Here is a 16,830-nt window from a genome sequence, read left to right on the forward strand (position 1 = left end):
GTACACCGGGGCCATGATGAGCGTATGACCGATCGTGACGCATTCCTGGAGTGGGTCGAGACCGCCCTGTACGAGGCGGAGCTCGCACTGCACAACGGCGATCCGGCTCCCCGTCGCGCGCTCTGGTCGCGCCACGAGCCGGTGAGTGTCCTGGGGGCGTGGCGCAACGCCCACGGGCAGGAGGAGCTGGACAGCCTCTTCACGACCCTCGGGAGGAGCTTTTCCGACTGCACGTCGTACGTGTTCGAGTTGCAGGCGTACGACGTCTCGGGAGACATGGCCTACACGGCCGGCCTCGAGCACACCTCCGCGTCCGTCGACGGAGAACCACGCACCTACACGCTGCGGGCCACCCAGGTGTACCGCCGTGAAGAGGGCGAGTGGAGGGTGGCCCACCGTCATGGCGACACGGTGACCGACTGAGCTTGCGCGCGGAGGCTTTCCCACGCGACCGTCGGCGAACCGGGCGGCGCGGCGCCCCTCACACATCCGCCGGGCGGGTGAAAACGTAGGCGCGCGCGCTCGACCTTCGCCACGTGCGGCGAGAACGAGGCGTACCACCGTTCGCGGCCGCGCGCACGGACCAGTGCGTGCTCTGCGTGGTCCCGCCAGGCCGGGCGCAGGATTGACTTCACGGGCGCAGGTGCTCGATCGTGACGCCGTGCCGTTCGGCCAACCGCTGGGCGATCAACGAGCGGTGGCATGCCTCCGGGTCGCGCTCGACACAGAACAGCGCCGCTGTTCCGCTGACCGGCAGCGCCGACACGATCGGTGTGAGGTCGGCGCGGTCGAGGATCTCGGTGGTGTAACGGCGGACGTACTCGGCGGCAAGCTCGTGGCGCGAGCGCTTGCCTACCCCTTGGCGGTCGTCCTCGGCGTACTGGAGCCTGCGGAGTTCGGTGGTCGGGGCGAGCTCGGGGTGGTGCTCGTAGGCGATCCGGACCTGGGTGAGGGCCGCCTGAAGCCGGAGTGAGTTCGCCCAGGCGTACTCGGGTCCGCGCACACCGCGGCGCTGCCGGACGTCGAGCAGAAGGCGAACGTCGGCGTGCCGCAGCCGTTGCAGGAAGGACCCGCCGTCGAAGCCGTAGACGCCGATCGTCATCATGGTGAGCATCGGACATCACCCGTCATCCATCTGCCTGCCGCTCGTGCGGGTCGTCCGCACGAGCAGCCGAGGCGGCGAGGCCGCGTCACGCGACGGCGGTCCCCTCGAGTTCGACCATCTGGCCGGGGACGGCCAACCGTGTCACTCCGAGCAGCGTGGTGGTCGGTGCCACTCCGGCGGCGCCCAGCCGCGACGCCAGTACGCCGTAGCGCGGGAGCAGCAGATCGACGTCGGTGGTGTAGACGTTGAGCCGGACGAGGTTCGCGAGGCACATGCCGGCCTCGCCGAGCACGGCCTCCACGTTGTCGAGGCTCAGCGCCAGCTGTGCGGCCATGTCACCGTCATGGCGGGGTTTGCCGTCGCCGCTCATCGCGGTCTGTCCGGAGCAGTAGAGGGTCCGGGTGTGACCTGAGACGATCTCGCCCTGGTTGAACCCCATCGCCTGCGACCACGTCACCGGGTTGATCGCTGTTCGTTCCACTGCCACATCAGCTCCGTTCGAGTCACCGGGATCGCATACGTCCATCGGGGCGGCGGCCGCCCCCCGCGACCTGGTACTGACAAGCCTGCCGACGAATCACGACACCCTCGGTCATGTATTCGATACGGTTCTCGAATGCGTGCTGATCGGCTCGTCTCGCTGGTGCTGCTGCTGCGTCAGCGCGGTCGGTTGACCGCCGGGGCGCTGGCCCGCGAGTTGGAGGTGTCCACCCGTACCGTGCTGCGCGACATCGAGGCGCTGTCCGCGGCCGGTGTCCCTGTCTACGCCGAACGCGGACGGCGCGGCGGGTTCGCCCTGCTGCCCGGTTTCCGGACGGAGCTCACCGGGCTGAACCACGACGAGGCCCTTGCCCTGCTGACCGCCGGATCGGGGCGCGGCGAGCAGGCCTTCGGCCTCGGCCCGGCGCTCGCTTCGGCACTGCGCAAAGTGGCTGACGCGCTGCCCGAGAGCCATCGGGCCACCGCGAACGACTCCGCCCGGCGCCTTCTCGTCGAGCCGGAGACCGACCTGCTCTCCCGTCGGACGATCCCGGAGGACGTGCCCGGCAGGACGATGACCGAGATCCGGCGCGCGGTGCTCGCCGGACACAGACTGCGCATCCACTACGCGGCCACGGACCGGACACCGCAGTGGCGCACGGTGGATCCGATCGGCCTGGTCACCGTACGCGACCGGGATTATCTGCTGGCCACGCGATCCGGTGCGGACCGCACCTACCGGTTGTCGCGGGTGCTGGCCGCCGAAGAACTGCCCGAACCGGCACAGCGACCGGGTCAGGTCGACCTGGACCGGGTCTGGCGGGAACGCTGCGCACGGTTTCTGTCCACTGATCACATCGCCGTGCGGGTGCGGTTGGCCCCGGAGCGGCGAGAGGAACTGCTGAGCAGTGCGGTGGCCGTGCGCGCCGCAGAACGCGGTGCCGACGGCTGGCTGCGGCTGGAGCTGGCGTTCGAGGATCTACGACACGCCGAGTGGGCGCTGTGGCAGCTCGGCACGGACGCGGAAGCCCTGGCCCCGCCGGCTTTGCGCGCCTCCCTGCGCGACCGGGCCGCCGCGATGTCGGCCCACTACACGGCCCTCTCCTGACAGTTGGCAACTTCTCCTTCAACCCCGCCGCCAGCCTCCGCGTCCAGCAGACGGTCAAGGACTCGCCCTCCATCGCACGGCGGCCGGAACAGTCCCGGACCCCCGCGATGCTGATGATCGCCGAGTGTTCCTCGCAGGTCCGCCGGTGGGCGACCGAGATCCTCGCCCACGATCCCGCCGTCAAGCGGACCCAGTACATGCCCGGCGTCGGACACCACATGTGGAACGGCCTGGACGGCAACGACGACCGTGCCGCAGCCGTCGTCACCTCGTTCCTCCAGGACAAGCCGGCGCCCTTGCCGAACCGTCCCACTCGCGACGAGATCGCCGCCTTCCTCCGCGGTCACAAGTAGGCAGCGGCTGCCGCCGTGGCCGCCGTGGGGCTGCGGCTCTGCGTGTCAGAGCGAGCTGCGCCGATGACGCGCCGGCGGGATGCCCACCGAGTCCGCGGCTCCGAGGCGAGTTCGCCGGCATCGGTACGCACCAGCCGCATCCAAGTTCCTGTCAGGCCGGACCCACCGGGACAGGTTCGTGCCGTCCCCGTTCTCCTGCCGCGAATGCCGATGCCCCCATGAAGATGGTGATCTTGGGAAGACGGTGGGGGTGATCTTGCTGTCGGCCCCGTGAAGGGGCTGCTCTGAGGGGGGATGTCGTGACAACGCCGGTGCGTCGTACGCCGTTTGCGAAGCGGCGCCGCTATGGGTTCGACCTTCGGTCGACGGCCCTGTTCTTCGTGTTTCTCGCCGTGCTCGTGAGCGTCCTGGGGCTCGCCGCCCGGGTAGCGGCGAACGCCGTCGAACGGCGTCCCGCCTGGATGTTCGTGCTGGCCGCGATAGCTGTCGCGAGCTGCCTGGGCCTGCGCCGCCGCTGGCGCCTGGCGGGAGTGGCACGCCGGACCGCGGCAGCGCTCGACGAAGCGGCCAGGGAAGCGGCCGAGGTACTGGAAGCTCCCGCGGTCCCCACTCAGCGGGCATCCGCCCCCGCCACCGCCGACACCGTCGCCGTGGCTGTCGCCGTCGACTACGACGTCCTGACGCCGGAGGAGTTCGAGGAGGCGATCGCCGGACTCTGCGAACGCGACGGCTGCACCGAGGTCGAAGTCGTGGGAGGAGCGGGGGATTTGGGCGCCGATGTCCTGGCCGTGACACCCGACGGCCGCCGGGTCGTCGTCCAGTGCAAGCACTACGGCGAGTCGCACCGGGTCGGATCCCAGGATCTGCAGCGCTTCGGCGGCACATGCTTCACCGTGCACGAGGCCGATGTCGCCGTACTGGTCTGCACGAGCGACTTCACGGCACCGGCGGTGGAGTACGCCGAGCAGTGCGGGATCGTGTGCGTGAACCGGGAGACCCTGGAGGCGTGGACGGACGGCACCGGCCCGCGGCCCTGGGAGGCCGCCCTGGAGTGCGCTTGATCGGGCCAGAGACGGGTGGGGCAGAGTGGTGTGGTGACACCTGCGCCGGCCCCTGGTTTCTGAACCGGGACGAGGCCACGCCGTGGGCCGATGCCGTGTCGCCTCCCTTGATCGAGCACTACGGCCGCTGGGCAGCGGGCTGGCGCCGGCCGCACGACGAAGGGGACTTCGACGGCGGGCCGGTCGGGCACTGATGCTGCCCGCGCGACCCGGTCACCACCACCCGCGAGGAGACGCTCACCCGGGTGGTCGCGGCGTTGTGTGAATGGGGTGCGTGGCTCGAAGGTCTCGCCGGATGGACCGAGGCGTACGGGCACCGCCATCATGTACTCACCCGGGTCCTCGACCGTGGGGACGTAGCACCCGATGTCGCCGAGGAGCTCGCCGACATCGGCGCACGGTTCAAACGCTGGACCGGCCTGACCGCACGGGGGTCGACGATGTCGCGAACCGGCTCGCGCAGTCCCTACGCCGGCTGGCCTCGCCCGGTCCTCCGAGCCGCTGCCGGACCAACGCAACCTGCGACTGCACAGCTACAACCTCCCCCACACGTGCCGCGTCATAGCCACCGACAAGGTCGCCTACCTCACCTTCTAAGAGCGCCTCGGCGACCGTCTCGGACACCTCCTTCTCCTCGGTTCACCCACCTGACCGGCTGCAGCGTCATGGGTTCTCTCGTTACTACACAGCGCGCCCGATGAGTTTGTGGCTCCCGGCCGGTCAAAGCTCGTGACACCCCAGGAAAGGACATCGCCATGTCGGAACTTCTCGTCGACTTCATCACCTCCCTCGACGGCTATGCATCGGGCGAGGGATGGCCCGGGTTCTGGGGCCTGGAGGGCCCGGAGTACCTCGCATGGCTCGGCGAGCAGCCCAAGGCCACCTACCTGATGGGAGCGAACACCTACCGCCTGATGTCGGGCTTCGCCGCAGGCGAGGTCCCGAGTGGCCAAGACGACTTCAGGCCCGAAGAAGAGGCGTCCGTCGACGAGCTCACGCAAGCGTCCAAGGTGGTGTTCTCCTCCTCGCTCGAGGAGCCACTGGCGTGGGCCAACTCCAGGCTCGTCCGCGACGACGCCGTCGAGGCGGTCCGCGCCATGAAGTCGAGTGGCTCGGGGCTCCTCAGCACGATCGGCAGCCTCAGCCTGTGCCGGTCGCTCCTGCGAGCCGGACTCGTCGACCGCTTCCGAGTCGTGATGTTCCCGGTGATCACCGGGGCCACGGGCCAAGAACGCATCTACGACGGCTATCCGGACGTCGCCCTCGAGATGATCGAGCACCGCACCTTCGACGGCCGCACCCAGTTGGTCGAGTACAGGCCCCGCGTGCTCGAGCACCCCCCGCTCGGCGTCCTTGCGTGACGCCGCCCCGTCCGCCGGTCCGGACGGCCGCCACTCCGGCGCCGACGGGCGCGGAGCATGACCTGGGAGGCGCACGGCAACGTAAGGACACCTGGGCCGTCGTCGCTGTCGGCGAGAGTTGCTGCGCGCAGAACAGGCACGGAGCCGTGGCGTCTCCGTCCGCGTCGGCCCGGTTATCGGTGTTGGTGGTCTCGGAGGCGGGGGGATGGGGGCCGGCCGGGCGCGTTCGGTGAGAGACGGCGGGGTGCGCCAGTGGGCAGAGGACTGCGCCATGCGCCCGGCCCGGGCCCATGGTCCGCTCGCCGCCCTGGAACTGCTGCGGGCCGACGCCGCGCGCGGTGCCCGTATCGACTTCGCACTGCTGCAGCGCCGGCAGCAGCACGTCCTGGACGCACCGCAGCTCCCGTCGTTGCGTTCCCCGCCGGCCTTCGCGAAGGGCGGCCGGGAACGCTACGGCATCACCTCCGGCATCCAGGGCCGACTGGATGCCTGCCTGTCCGAGAGCAGCTCTCGCCTCGTCCATAGACCTTCACATCACCGAGACCCGGCGCGCCGTCTCACTCGATTGAGCGACTTGCAACCCGGCGGTAATCCGGGCCCGGCGGGGTATTGGCATGTCGTTCAACACCGTGTGGAGAAGGAGCCGAGGATGACCGACGACGCCTATCTGTTTCTGCTTGACGACGCGTCCGCGCAGCTCGGCGTGTCGCCGGCCGCCGTCGGTGAACTCGCGTGCATGGAAACTCCCGCCGTCCGCGCCTGGCTGGATGCCCAGGGAAGCACGCCGACGTCGCCCGGCCTGCGCCTGCTGCCGCCGGAGGAGACGGCGGCCGTGCCCGAGGGAGCGGAACGGCTGCCCGTCCCGCTGAGCGAGGAGGAGCTGAGCCGCCTGCGCCACCAGATGGTCCCGGAGCCGCTGGCCCGGGTCGAGCAGGAGCTGCTCGCCTACCGTGACTGCGCCGACGGGCGGGACGGGCTGATCGGTAAGGCACTCGCCGCCGGTGTCGCGCCGCACCGCATCGTCGAGTTGACCGGGGTGGACCCCGCGACCGTGACCGCCGCCGCGAGGTGACGACACCGCGGGCCACCCGTCCGCCCGCTCCTGCGATCGGCCCCGCCGGGCGAGAACCATCCGGCGGGGCCGATCAGTGTGACCTCACGCGGCGTCACCCGGCGCCGCGTGGCACTACCCGGCACCGCATGGCACCACCCGACATCGCATGGCCGCACCCGGCACTGCATGACGCCGGCTGACACCGTATGGCACCGCGTGGCACCACTGACGCCACCTCGCACTCTCCCTGACCAGCATCAGCACGATGACGCCACAGAAGGCTTGCACATGGCGCCATAGTGGTGCCACTATGACGCCATGGACCTCACCCCGTACGTCGAGAACCTGCGCCGTGAACTCGCGGTGGCCGCCGAAGCGGGTGGCGACGAAGCTCGTGAGCTGGCCGACAGACTCACCGCCCCTCTGGAGTCGGCGACCCGGCTGACCCTGCTCAACGTGCTCTCCGCCGCGACGGACGAGATCACCCGCGAACTCGCCCCCGGCTCGGTCGACGTACGGCTGCGCGGGCTCGACCCCGACTTCGTGGTGGCGCTGCCGCCGACCCACGACAGTGCGCCCGAGGAGCCGGCCGCGCCGGTCGAACCGCCCACGACGACCACCGCCCCGGCCGACGGCGACGAGGGCGGCACCGCCCGTGTCAACCTGCGCCTGCCGGCCCACCTCAAGGCCCGTGCCGAGGAGGCAGCGAGCCGTGAGGGCCTCTCGGTCAACGCATGGCTGGTACGAGCCGTGGCAGCCGCGGTCGACGGCGGCACCCGGCCGCGCACGACGGAGAAGACCAAGACCCTCGGACAGAGCTTCACGGGCTGGGTGCGCTAGCCGCGTCCAGCCCGTTTCACGTCACCCACACCACGTCCCACCAGCGGGGACGCTCTGAAGACCCAAGAGGACGGGACAGCCATGCCTTCTTTCGACACTCCCGAAGCGGTCTCGGTCACGGCACGCGTGGAGGCCGGTTCCATCCAATTCACCGCGGGCGACCGTCTCGACACCGTGGTGGAGGTGCAGCCCCGGAACCCCCAACGGGAACCGGACGTGCGGACCGCCGACCAGACCGAAGTCACCTACGTGGGCGGCGTCCTGACCGTCTGGACACCCAAGGCCAATCTGTTCGGTCTCGGCCGCACCGGCGTCGTCGACGTGACCGTCGAACTCCCCACCGGCTCACACGTCGACATGACCGGCGCCTGGGTCCAGGTGCTCGGCGAGGGCCGGCTCGGCGAGGTCTGCGTGAAGACCTCGGTCGGCGACATCCGCCTCGACGCCACCGGCCCGGTGAAACTGACCGCGTCACACGGCTCGATCACCGTGGACCGGGTGGCGGGCACGGCCGAGATCACCAGCAGCACGGGCAATGTGCGCGTGGGCACCATCGACGGTCCCGCCGTCCTGAAGAACTCCAACGGCACCACGACCGTCGGTGCCGTGACCGGCGAGCTGCGACTGAGCGGCACCAACGGCGGGATCGACATCGCGCGCGCCGAGGCGTCGGTCACCGGAACCGCGACCAACGGCTACCTGCGCTTCGGCGAAGTCACCGGCGGAGAGGTGCAGCTGGAGACCTCCAACGGTGTCATCGAAGTGGGGATCCCCGAGGGCACGGCCGCCTGGCTCGACGTCAGCTCCCAGCGCGGACAGGTACGCAACGCGCTCGCCACGTCCAAGGCCCCTGAGCACACCGAGAACACCGTCAAGGTCCGCGCCCGGACCAACTGGGGCAACATCGACATCCGTCGCGCCAAGGCCTGATCGTCACTTCCCCGGCCGGCCCGCCCCCCTCTCATCCCGCTTCCGCCTTCTCAAGGAGGGCTCCATGCCTTCATCTGTCATGTCCACGCCCAAACACGGTCACCCGTCCCCCGTCGCCGTCTCCGCCGTCGGTCTGCGCAAGTCATACGGCGACAAGACCGTCCTCGACGGCATCGATCTGCGCATACCGGCCGGATCGGTGTTCGCACTGCTCGGGCCGAACGGCGCCGGCAAGACCACCGCCGTCAAGATCCTCTCCACCCTCATCACCGCCGACGGCGGGCAGGCCCGGGTCGCCGGCCACGACCTCGCCACCGACCCCCAGGCCGTACGCGCCGCGATCGGAGTCACCGGCCAGTTCTCCGCAGTCGACGGCCTGATCACCGGCGAGGAGAACATGCTCCTCATGGCGGACCTGCACCACCTGCCCCGCCGCGAGGGACGCCGCGTCGCCGCCGAACTATTGGAACGCTTCGACCTCACCGCCGCCGCGAAGAGGCCCGCCTCCACCTACTCCGGCGGCATGAAACGCCGCCTCGACATCGCCATGACCCTGGTCGGCGACCCGCACATCATCTTCCTCGACGAACCCACCACCGGCCTCGACCCGCGCTCCCGGCACAACATGTGGCAGATCATCAGGGAACTCGTCTCCGGCGGCGTCACCGTCTTCCTCACCACCCAGTACCTCGAGGAGGCCGACCAGCTCGCCGACCGGATCGCCGTCCTCAACGACGGCAGGATCGCCGCAGAGGGCACAGCCGAGGAGCTGAAGCGGCTCATCCCCGGCGGACACATCCGGCTCCGCTTCACCGACCCGGCCGTGTACCGGTCGGCCGCCTCCGCTCTGCGCGAGGTCACCCGGGACGACGAAGCCCTCGCGCTGCACATCCCCAGCGGCGGCAGCCAGCGCGAACTACGCGCCATCCTCGACTGGCTCGACGCAGCCGGCGTCGAGGCCGACGAACTCACCGTCCACACGCCCGACCTCGACGACGTCTTCTTCGCCCTCACCGGTCCGGCCGGCGCTCCCGACCAGCCCAAGGAGAACGCCCGATGAGTTCCCTCGGCCTCGCCCTGCGCGACTCCTCCACCATGCTGCGCCGCAACCTGCTCCACATCAGGCGCTACCCCTCCCTCACCCTCAACCTCCTGCTCACCCCGATCATGCTGCTGCTGCTCTTCGCCTACATCTTCGGTGACACCATGAGCGCCGGCATCAGCGGTAGCGGTGGTGCCGGCCGGTCCGAGTACCTCGCGTATCTCGTCCCGGGCATCCTGATGCTGACCATCGGCGGCACCACGATCGGCAGTGCGGTGTCCGTCGCCATGGACATGAACGAGGGCATCACCGCCCGCTTCCGCACCATGGCGATCCACCGAGGGTCCGTACTGATCGGGCATGTCGTCGGCAGCGTGCTGCAGTGCGTGGCGAGTGCCGTGCTCGTCGGGGCCGTCGCCGTGGCGATCGGGTTCCGGTCCACGGACGCCACCGTGCAGGAGTGGATCCTGGCGGTGGGGCTGCTGACGCTGGTCTCCCTGGCGCTCACCTGGATCGCCGTCGGCATGGGCCTGGTCAGCCCGAACGCCGAGGCGGCCGGCAACAACGCGATGCCGCTGATGGTCCTGCCGCTGCTGTCCAGCGCCTTCGTCCCGGTCGACGCGATGCCGGGCTGGTTCCAGCCGATCGCCCGGTACCAGCCGTTCACGCCTGCCATCGAGACCCTGCGCGGCCTGCTGCTGGGCACCGGGATCGGCCACAACGGATGGCTGGCGGTGGTCTGGTGCGTGGGGCTGGCCGTGCTCGGCTACCTCTGGTCCACGTCTCTCTTCCATCGCGACCCGAAGTAGCCACGGCGAGCCCCACTGCCAGGGCGGACCGGATCAGCGGCTGCGGGTGAAGACCTTGTTCCGGGTGGAGTCGCCGGCACACAGCTTCTTCTCGTCGGCCGTCATCGTGCGGGACTTGACCACGACCGCGCTGTGCTTGCCGTCCGTGCCGTTCGGGGCCGGGCCGGTGACGGTGTCGGGCACGAACCAGTAGTAGTGGTCCCACTTGGGGTCGTCGTAGTGGCTCTGCCACGTGCCGGATATCTGCTGCATCACCTGGGCACGGGAGATCCAGCCCACTTCTCCCGGCTTCACGGTCACGGTGAAGGAACTCGTCTCCGTGTGCGAGCTCTGCCAGGTGTAGCCGTAGGTCGCGGTCACGCTTGCCGTGATGATGCCTTCGATGCCGCCGCCCACCGTGACCGAGCCTCCCACCGAATGGGAGGAGCCCACGGTGTCGGCCCAGGACATCGACTGGGAGGCGGGTGACGCGGTGCAGTTGAAGAGCAGTTCGGAGACCTGGCGGGGCTCACCGAGATAGGCCTTGCCGAGGTGTGGGGAATTGAAGCTGCACTTGCCTTCCCCGGAGGCGCAGTCGGCCATGATCTGCTCCGCGGTGGGCTGTTCCCCGGCCGCGGCGGGCGGGGCCGTCGTGATCACCCCGAGCGCGGTCGCCGCCAACGCGAGCGCGCGGCTGCCGTACCGCAGGGTGTGGTGCATCGTCATCGTCGTTGCCTCTCGATGGTACGTGGGGGGAAAGTGGCCGCAATTGCCCTCGTTCCTGCCGGGTCTGCAGTCACCTGTGATGCCAATGAGGCTCACGTAACCGACAGTTCGGCTACACCAAGAGACGGCAAAGTTGTAATTGATTTCTTAACTGACGAATAGCCAACTTCGCCCCGCAGAGGCGATGTTGAAGCCGCCCCGGGCGGGGCTCATCCTGAAATGCCGCTGGTGCCGCGATCGGTTCGCGGCACCAACGGCGCGGACAGACAGGTCAGTTGAGGGGGTCGAGCGTGAGATAGGCCTGGCGGGGGTTTCCGTCGTGGACGAGTGATTCATGGTGGCCGACGTCGTCGAAGGCGAAGGCGTAGGCCTTTCCGTCCGCCATCTGGGCGTGGATCTTGCGCGCGTACTGGTTGGTGACGCTGTCCTTGTAGAAGTCGGTGGCGCCGGCATCGGGCTGGTTGGGATTGACCAGCAGGGTGGAGCGATTGAATCCGGCACACAGTGTGCGTGAGATCGGGCCTCGCACCTGGTCGTTCGGGGCGTCGAGCCGCCCGTGGCAGCCGAAGACGGAGGAGGCGTCCGGCTTCTGGAAGCTGGTGACGACCGCGCCGGCGCTGTTGGTGAAGTTCATGACACCACCGGAGACCCGGCCGTAGTACTTGGTGCCGGGTCGGTCGGCGAACGGGGTGACGGTGAGGGTCGAGGTGGAGTACCTCTGCCAGACGCGGTTGATGTAGTCGTCCATGACGGTGGCCGGCAGCGCGCCGGTCTCCAGGCCGTACAGCGGCGACAGGGCGCGCAGTACGGTGCCGTCCGGACGGGTCTGGATCAGGTTGGCCCAGCCCCCCGGCTGCCCCCTGAGGGCGTTGAAGAAGCCGTTGTACCCGCCGGCCTTGAGCCGTCCTGTGCTCACGGTGCTGCCGTCGGCTCGCTGCACTCCCACCGCGTAGGGAGCGGAGAACATGTCGACCTGTGTGCTGTTGATCCACAGGCCCGAGTCGTTGAGCGTGTACTCCGACCAGTTGAACAGGATGTTCCGGTTGGGGTCGGCCGGGTTCTGCACGGCGGGCTGGACCAGGCCTCCGGTGGTCAGCTTGAAGACCAGCTTCTGGCCGTAGGAGAAGTACACGCGGCCGGAGAACTTCGGCAGGCGGATCGTGGTCGACTGCCCGGCTGCCGGGCCCGGGATCGAGGCGTCGGGGGCGGGAGTCGGCGGGTTGCCGCCGGCCGGCCAGGAGTGGAAGGTGCCGCCCGCGTCGGCCCAGCCCTGGCGCCCGGTCGAGAGTTGCGTGCCGAGGTTGTAGATGTACAACTGCTCGCCGCGGTCCGAGTTGTTGGTGATCTTGAGTGGGATCGTCGCCGGGACGGCGGCATGAGCCGCCGCGCCCGTTCCGGTCGCCAGCAGGGAGCCGGCGAGGACCGTGGCCAGGCACAGCCCCGCGGCCGTGGCCCGGCGCCTGAGAGTTCGCAACACGCTCTGCCTCCGTTCGACATTCGACCATCCTTGAGAGCGCTCTCAGAGTTGCGCTTTGGTCCGTACCTGTCAATACATCGGGAATGCCCGGTCAGCTCGGGTGTGCGTCCCGCAGGGATCCGCGCAGGCAGGAGACGACGACCACGAAGGGCCAGACCGACTGAAGGGTCGTCACGGCGCGCTCGGCCACGCCGGCCGCGCCCTGGAGGTGCAGCTCGATCAGGAACCAGGCCGCGCCGGCCGCCATGACGGCGGTCGCCCCCAGGGAGGGAAAAGGGCGCAGGGCCCACGGCATGGCGGCCTGGGCCCGGGCGGCCAGCACGGGCCATGCCGCCAGGACCGCGAAGCCCACGGCGGCCACCGAACCGTGGCTCAGCGAACCGCCGCTGCTCGGCGTCGGGAACACGGCCACCGCCAGCGCCGACACGCCGCCGGCCGCCAGGGCCACCCGCCCCGCCGTCGCGGCCGGGCGCAGACCCCAGGCCGTCAGCAGGTGGCAGAACCCCAGGGCGACGAACGCCGCCGTCATCACCCAGGACCCCGAGTTCCCGGGAGCCGCCAGCACGCTGATCGTCTGGGCGGCCGGATCGTACGGGGGCTCTTGCAACGATGCCGCCATCAGCCAGCCCATGATCAGGAAGACCGGGGCGCACCCCGACGACACCAGCGCCCATGGAGGAACAGATCGCATCAGGACACCGTAAGCCGGATATCCGTGCCCTCCGGGTTGCGTCCGGCGGGCCGTCTCACGTGGCGTAGTCGCACAGCCCCCTCCGCCCCGGAAGCGCACGATGGAGTCGTGCGGCCGGGCGTCGAAAGGTGATCGGGCATGGAGCTCACTCTCGTGGTGCTGATCATCATCGTGGGTCTGACGTTCGACTTCACCAACGGCTTCCACGACGCCGCGAACGCGATCGCCACCTCGATCTCCACCAGGGCCCTGACGCCCCGCGTGGCGCTGGCCATGGCCGCGGTCATGAACTTCTGCGGCGCCTTCCTGGGAACCGGGGTCGCCCAGACCGTCGGCAGCGGCATCATCGGGGCGCCCAAGGCGACCTCCGGGCTGCTGCTCGTCCTGTGCGCGCTCCTGGGCGCCATCGGATGGAACGTCTTCACCTGGTGGCGCGGGCTGCCCACCTCCTCCTCGCACGCCCTGATCGGCGGGCTGGTCGGTGCCGCGCTCGCCGCGTCCGCCACGGTTCACTGGTCGGGCATCCTGGACAAGGTCGTCCTGCCGATGCTGCTGTCCCCACTGGTCGGCGTGGTGCTGGGGTACCTCCTGCACACGGGCATCCTGTGGGTGTTCCGGCGCTCGGCGCCCCGGCGCACGATGCGGCGCTTCCGTGCGGCGCAGACCGTCTCCGCCGCCGCCATGGGTCTGGGGCACGGGTTGCAGGACGCGCAGAAGACCATGGGGGTCATCGTGCTGGCGCTGGTCACGGCCGGCTGGCAGGACGACTTCTCGGTTCCGGTGTGGGTGATCGCCGCCGTGGCGATCGCCATGGCGGTCGGCACGTACACCGGCGGGCGTCGCATCATCACCACCCTCGGGCGGCGCATCGTGCACCTCGATCCGCCGCGCGGGTTCGCCGCCGAGACCGCTGCCGCGGCCGTCCTCTACACGACCGCGTTCCTGGTGAAGGCGCCGATCTCCACCACCCAGACGATCACCGCGGCCATTCTCGGCGCCGGTGCCACGCGGCGCTTCTCCGCCGTACGCTGGCAGGTGGCCCGTTCGATCGGTACCGCCTGGATCCTCACCTTCCCCGGTGCGGGACTCCCGGCAGCGGCGCTCTATCTGCTCCTGCACGCCGCCACCGGTCTGTGATCACAGCGGGAGGCCGTCCATGACCGCTCTTCCCGGACGCCGATGGTCCGCGGAGTCCCCTGCAGGGGCCCCGGACGGCCTTCCCCTGCCCGGGCGCTTCGCCCATCTGCACCCGGACGACGGTGCCTGTCTGATGGAGGCCGCGGCCCTGCTGGCCTCCGCCCGTTTCACCGACAGCCCGGCCGGGACGCATCCGGCGCTCGCGGCCCTGGCCCGGGTGGTCAACGACAGTGTCGGCGACGGCGCCCGGCACGCCCTGTGGCCGCTGGCCGCCGACCTCGCGGACGCGCACCCCTCGGGTCGCGACTACGCACCGCTGCTGGTCGGCACGGTCGTGGACGCGGCGCGCCTGGTGCGCCCCTCGTCGCGGCCTCTGGCGCGGTACGGCCGTGCGTGCCGCCGGAGGGCGGAGAGACTCGCCCACGCGTCGACGGGAGGCGCGGCGGCCCGGATCGCCGATCTGCTGTGGTGGCAGGGCCCGGGGCGCCGGCACCTGGAGCACGCTCTCCGGGTGCTGTGCGCCGCCCCGGACGCCGAGCAGCGGTTGTCCGGACTGTTGCTGCAGGCCGTGGCGCAGGCACGGGAGTACCCGGACGGCCGGGCTGCGGGCAGGGAGGTTCCCTGCACTCGTCAGGGCGCGTAGCCGGAACGGAGTCGAGGGCCGGCGCCGGGAGCCCTGAAGTCGTCGTGGAGGCGTTCGCCTGCGTATCATCCTATGGACGTAATTCGGGTGATTTGCCTTCGCGGGTCGTCACCTACCGTGGCCATCCTCGCCGGAGTGAACCATGTCCCGCACCGGCACGACGGACGACGGCGACGAGCTGCTGACCAGGCTCGGGGCCCTGACGGCTCAGGCGCGTGCGCAGGCCGAGATGCAGAGGTCCCGGGTCGAGCTGGCGATCGCGCTGCAGCGCGGCATGCTGCCGCGGGACCTGCCCCTGGCCCGCCGGCTGCACCTGGCCGTGCGGTACGCGCCCGCGTACCGGGGCCTCAACGTGGGCGGCGACTGGTACGACGCCTTCACCCTGGGCGACGGCCGGATCGGTCTGTCCATCGGCGACGTCCAGGGCCACAACATCGAGGCCGCGGCCTTCATGGGGCAGGTGCGGGCCGGACTGCGGGCATTGGCGTCGGTCACCGGTGATCCGGGTGAGGTGCTGGCCCGGACCAACGATCTGCTGCTGTCCCTGGGCACCGACCTCTTCGCCACCTGCACGTTCATGCGGCTCGATCCGTGTGCCGGGGTGCTGGAGAGCGCCCGGGCCGGGCATCTGCCCTGCGTCTGGGCCACGGCGGACGGGAAGTCCGGTCTCACCGAGGACGAGGGTGGGCCGCCCCTCGGGGTGCAGGCCGGGACCCGCTACCCGGTGACCCGGTACGAGCTGACGACGGGCGGCGTGTTCGTCCTGCTCACGGACGGTGTCGTGGAGGGGCCGTCCATGCGGCTGGAGGAGGGCCTCGACCAGGTGACGAGGCTCGCGGGCATCGCGGCCGTGGCGGCCATGGACGTGGACGCGCTCGCGGCCGCCGTGATCAAGGGTGCCGAGCGCGTCGGGCACGACGACGACGCCGCCGTCCTGGTCGTCGGTCTCGACGGACCGGACGCTCAGCCATAGGGCGGCACGACGGCCGCTCCCGCCTCGCCGAGGCGTCGGCCCCGGTGTCTCATGGCTGCTGTGGTGGGCAGTCAGGATCTGCGTACGCCGGCCGTCGTCGCTCTGCAGACGCTGGCCGTCGCCGCCTGCTACTACGCGTCCGCGCAGTTGGGGCTGCTGCGCGAACTGGTCGTCGAGGGCGCGGTGGTCACGCCCATCTGGCCTCCCACCGGCGTCGCGGTCGCCTGCCTGCTGATCCTCGGACTGCGGTGCTGGGCCGGGATCGCCCTGGGCGCCTTCTTCGTCATCCTGTCCCTCACCTCCCTGACGCCCTCGGCTCTCTGCGTCCTGGCGGGCAACACGACCGCCCCCGTGGCCGGGTACCTGCTGCTGCGGCGGGCCGGTTTCCGCACCGACCTCGCACGGCTGCGGGACGGTCTCGCCCTGGTCTTCCTGGGCGCCTTCACCGCCATGCTGATCAGCTCGACCACCGGCGCCGGCATCCTGATCGCCACCGACCGGATCGAGTGGCCCGGCTTCTGGGCGGTCTGGCTGGCCTGGTGGGTCGGCGACGCGATGGGCGTCCTCATCGTCACGCCGGTGCTGCTCCTGCTGTCCCGGGTGCGCTTCCCGCTGCGCCTGTCGCGCTGGAAGGAGGCCGTGGGGCTGGCCGTCATCGCGTGTTGCCTCGTGCCGGTGGCCGCCCACAGCTCGATCAGTCTGCTGTTCCTCGTCTATCCCCTGCTCATCTGGGCGGCCCTGCGGTTCCAGCTGGCGGGCAGCCTGCTGTGTGCTCTCTTCGCCTCGGTCATGACGACGGTGGCGGCGACCGACCGGGTCGGACCGTTCGAACGGCTCAGCCGGGTCGAGGTGATGATGAAGCTGCAGGCCTTCAACGGAGCGATGGCCCTCACGGCCCTGATCCTCTCGGCGGTGATCACCGAGCAGATCTACACACGGCGTTCCGTGGAGCGCGCCTGCCAGGAGCTGGTCGAGGTCCTGGAGCACCTCGCCGCGGGCGAGACGGCGGACAGCCGGGCGCCCATGGAGGACGGCGGGCTCGGGCGGCCGAAGGAGTGAGC

19 protein-coding genes are annotated in these 16,830 nt (G+C 70.3%); 14 read left to right on the plus strand and 5 right to left on the minus strand.

Annotated features, from left to right (window positions below; genetic code table 11):
• Positions 1–24: 24 nt before the first annotated feature.
• Entirely contained in the window at positions 25–423 is a 399-nt protein-coding gene (locus tag ABTX60_RS16215) for a nuclear transport factor 2 family protein (protein WP_352097685.1), read from the plus strand.
• 208 nt (positions 424–631) lie between these two features.
• On the opposite strand, the gene ABTX60_RS16220 is transcribed toward ABTX60_RS16215, so the two are convergent.
• Both ABTX60_RS16220 and ABTX60_RS16225 read right to left on the minus strand, forming a co-directional pair.
• Positions 632–1,114 carry a DUF488 family protein, N3 subclade gene (locus tag ABTX60_RS16220; RefSeq protein WP_352097686.1) on the minus strand — a complete coding sequence of 161 codons (483 nt, stop codon included), beginning with the start codon at positions 1,112–1,114 and terminating at the stop codon, positions 632–634.
• A gap of 76 nt (positions 1,115–1,190) precedes the next feature.
• Positions 1,191–1,586 (minus strand): RidA family protein, encoded by a 396-nt coding sequence (locus tag ABTX60_RS16225; protein ID WP_352097687.1) that lies wholly within the window; start codon positions 1,584–1,586, stop codon positions 1,191–1,193.
• Between the two features lie 135 nt (positions 1,587–1,721).
• Between ABTX60_RS16225 and ABTX60_RS16230 the strand changes: the two genes are divergently transcribed.
• The 9 genes from ABTX60_RS16230 (at position 1,722) to ABTX60_RS16270 (ending at position 10,143) form a co-directional block, all read left to right on the plus strand.
• Positions 1,722–2,693: a helix-turn-helix transcriptional regulator gene (locus ABTX60_RS16230; protein WP_352097688.1), complete on the plus strand. Its 972-nt coding sequence runs from the start codon at positions 1,722–1,724 to the stop codon at positions 2,691–2,693.
• Positions 2,694–2,800: 107 nt separating this feature from the next.
• Positions 2,801–3,046, plus strand: coding sequence for a hypothetical protein (locus ABTX60_RS16235; RefSeq protein ID WP_352097689.1), 246 nt, complete (start codon positions 2,801–2,803; stop codon positions 3,044–3,046).
• 299 nt (positions 3,047–3,345) lie between these two features.
• The gene (locus ABTX60_RS16240) at positions 3,346–4,107 is read left to right on the plus strand and encodes a restriction endonuclease (RefSeq protein WP_352097690.1); all 762 of its coding nucleotides are present in this window, start codon (positions 3,346–3,348) and stop codon (positions 4,105–4,107) included.
• Between the two features lie 755 nt (positions 4,108–4,862).
• Complete coding sequence (locus ABTX60_RS16245) at positions 4,863–5,468, plus strand: dihydrofolate reductase family protein (RefSeq protein ID WP_352097691.1); 606 nt, start codon at positions 4,863–4,865, stop codon at positions 5,466–5,468.
• 649 nt (positions 5,469–6,117) lie between these two features.
• Positions 6,118–6,540: a DUF6003 family protein gene (locus tag ABTX60_RS16250; protein WP_352097859.1), complete on the plus strand. Its 423-nt coding sequence runs from the start codon at positions 6,118–6,120 to the stop codon at positions 6,538–6,540.
• A 300-nt stretch (positions 6,541–6,840) separates the two neighbouring features.
• Positions 6,841–7,362 carry a hypothetical protein gene (locus ABTX60_RS16255; RefSeq protein ID WP_352097692.1) on the plus strand — a complete coding sequence of 174 codons (522 nt, stop codon included), beginning with the start codon at positions 6,841–6,843 and terminating at the stop codon, positions 7,360–7,362.
• Between the two features lie 81 nt (positions 7,363–7,443).
• Complete coding sequence (locus ABTX60_RS16260) at positions 7,444–8,292, plus strand: DUF4097 family beta strand repeat-containing protein (protein WP_352097693.1); 849 nt, start codon at positions 7,444–7,446, stop codon at positions 8,290–8,292.
• Between the two features lie 64 nt (positions 8,293–8,356).
• A complete protein-coding gene (locus ABTX60_RS16265; protein WP_352097694.1) occupies positions 8,357–9,352 on the plus strand; it encodes an ATP-binding cassette domain-containing protein in 996 nt (331 codons plus the stop codon).
• Entirely contained in the window at positions 9,349–10,143 is a 795-nt protein-coding gene (locus tag ABTX60_RS16270; protein WP_352097695.1) for an ABC transporter permease, read from the plus strand. Before ABTX60_RS16265 ends, ABTX60_RS16270 begins: the two co-directional genes overlap by 4 nt.
• Before the next feature lie 33 nt (positions 10,144–10,176).
• Here ABTX60_RS16270 and ABTX60_RS16275 read toward each other — a convergent pair whose 3' ends face one another.
• From ABTX60_RS16275 to ABTX60_RS16285, 3 genes are all read right to left on the minus strand, one after another.
• Positions 10,177–10,848 (minus strand): hypothetical protein, encoded by a 672-nt coding sequence (locus tag ABTX60_RS16275; protein WP_352097696.1) that lies wholly within the window; start codon positions 10,846–10,848, stop codon positions 10,177–10,179.
• Between the two features lie 271 nt (positions 10,849–11,119).
• On the minus strand, positions 11,120–12,325 hold the full coding sequence (locus ABTX60_RS16280; protein ID WP_352097697.1) for a glycoside hydrolase family 64 protein: 1,206 nt from the start codon (positions 12,323–12,325) through the stop codon (positions 11,120–11,122).
• Between the two features lie 91 nt (positions 12,326–12,416).
• Positions 12,417–13,016, minus strand: a complete 600-nt coding sequence (locus tag ABTX60_RS16285) for a DUF998 domain-containing protein (RefSeq protein WP_352097698.1) — start codon at positions 13,014–13,016, stop codon at positions 12,417–12,419.
• Positions 13,017–13,154: 138 nt separating this feature from the next.
• On the opposite strand from ABTX60_RS16285, the gene ABTX60_RS16290 reads away from it, so the two are divergent.
• From ABTX60_RS16290 to ABTX60_RS16305, 4 genes are all read left to right on the plus strand, one after another.
• Positions 13,155–14,153: an inorganic phosphate transporter gene (locus tag ABTX60_RS16290; protein WP_352097699.1), complete on the plus strand. Its 999-nt coding sequence runs from the start codon at positions 13,155–13,157 to the stop codon at positions 14,151–14,153.
• A gap of 19 nt (positions 14,154–14,172) precedes the next feature.
• Positions 14,173–14,796, plus strand: a complete 624-nt coding sequence (locus ABTX60_RS16295; RefSeq protein ID WP_352097700.1) for a hypothetical protein — start codon at positions 14,173–14,175, stop codon at positions 14,794–14,796.
• 142 nt (positions 14,797–14,938) lie between these two features.
• Positions 14,939–15,769 (plus strand): PP2C family protein-serine/threonine phosphatase, encoded by an 831-nt coding sequence (locus ABTX60_RS16300; RefSeq protein ID WP_352097701.1) that lies wholly within the window; start codon positions 14,939–14,941, stop codon positions 15,767–15,769.
• A gap of 51 nt (positions 15,770–15,820) precedes the next feature.
• Complete coding sequence (locus ABTX60_RS16305) at positions 15,821–16,828, plus strand: MASE1 domain-containing protein (protein WP_352097702.1); 1,008 nt, start codon at positions 15,821–15,823, stop codon at positions 16,826–16,828.
• Positions 16,829–16,830 lie beyond the last annotated feature (2 nt).

This window comes from Streptomyces sp. NPDC126510, from assembly GCF_040302345.1.
Classification (GTDB): Bacteria; Actinomycetota; Actinomycetes; order Streptomycetales; family Streptomycetaceae; genus Streptomyces.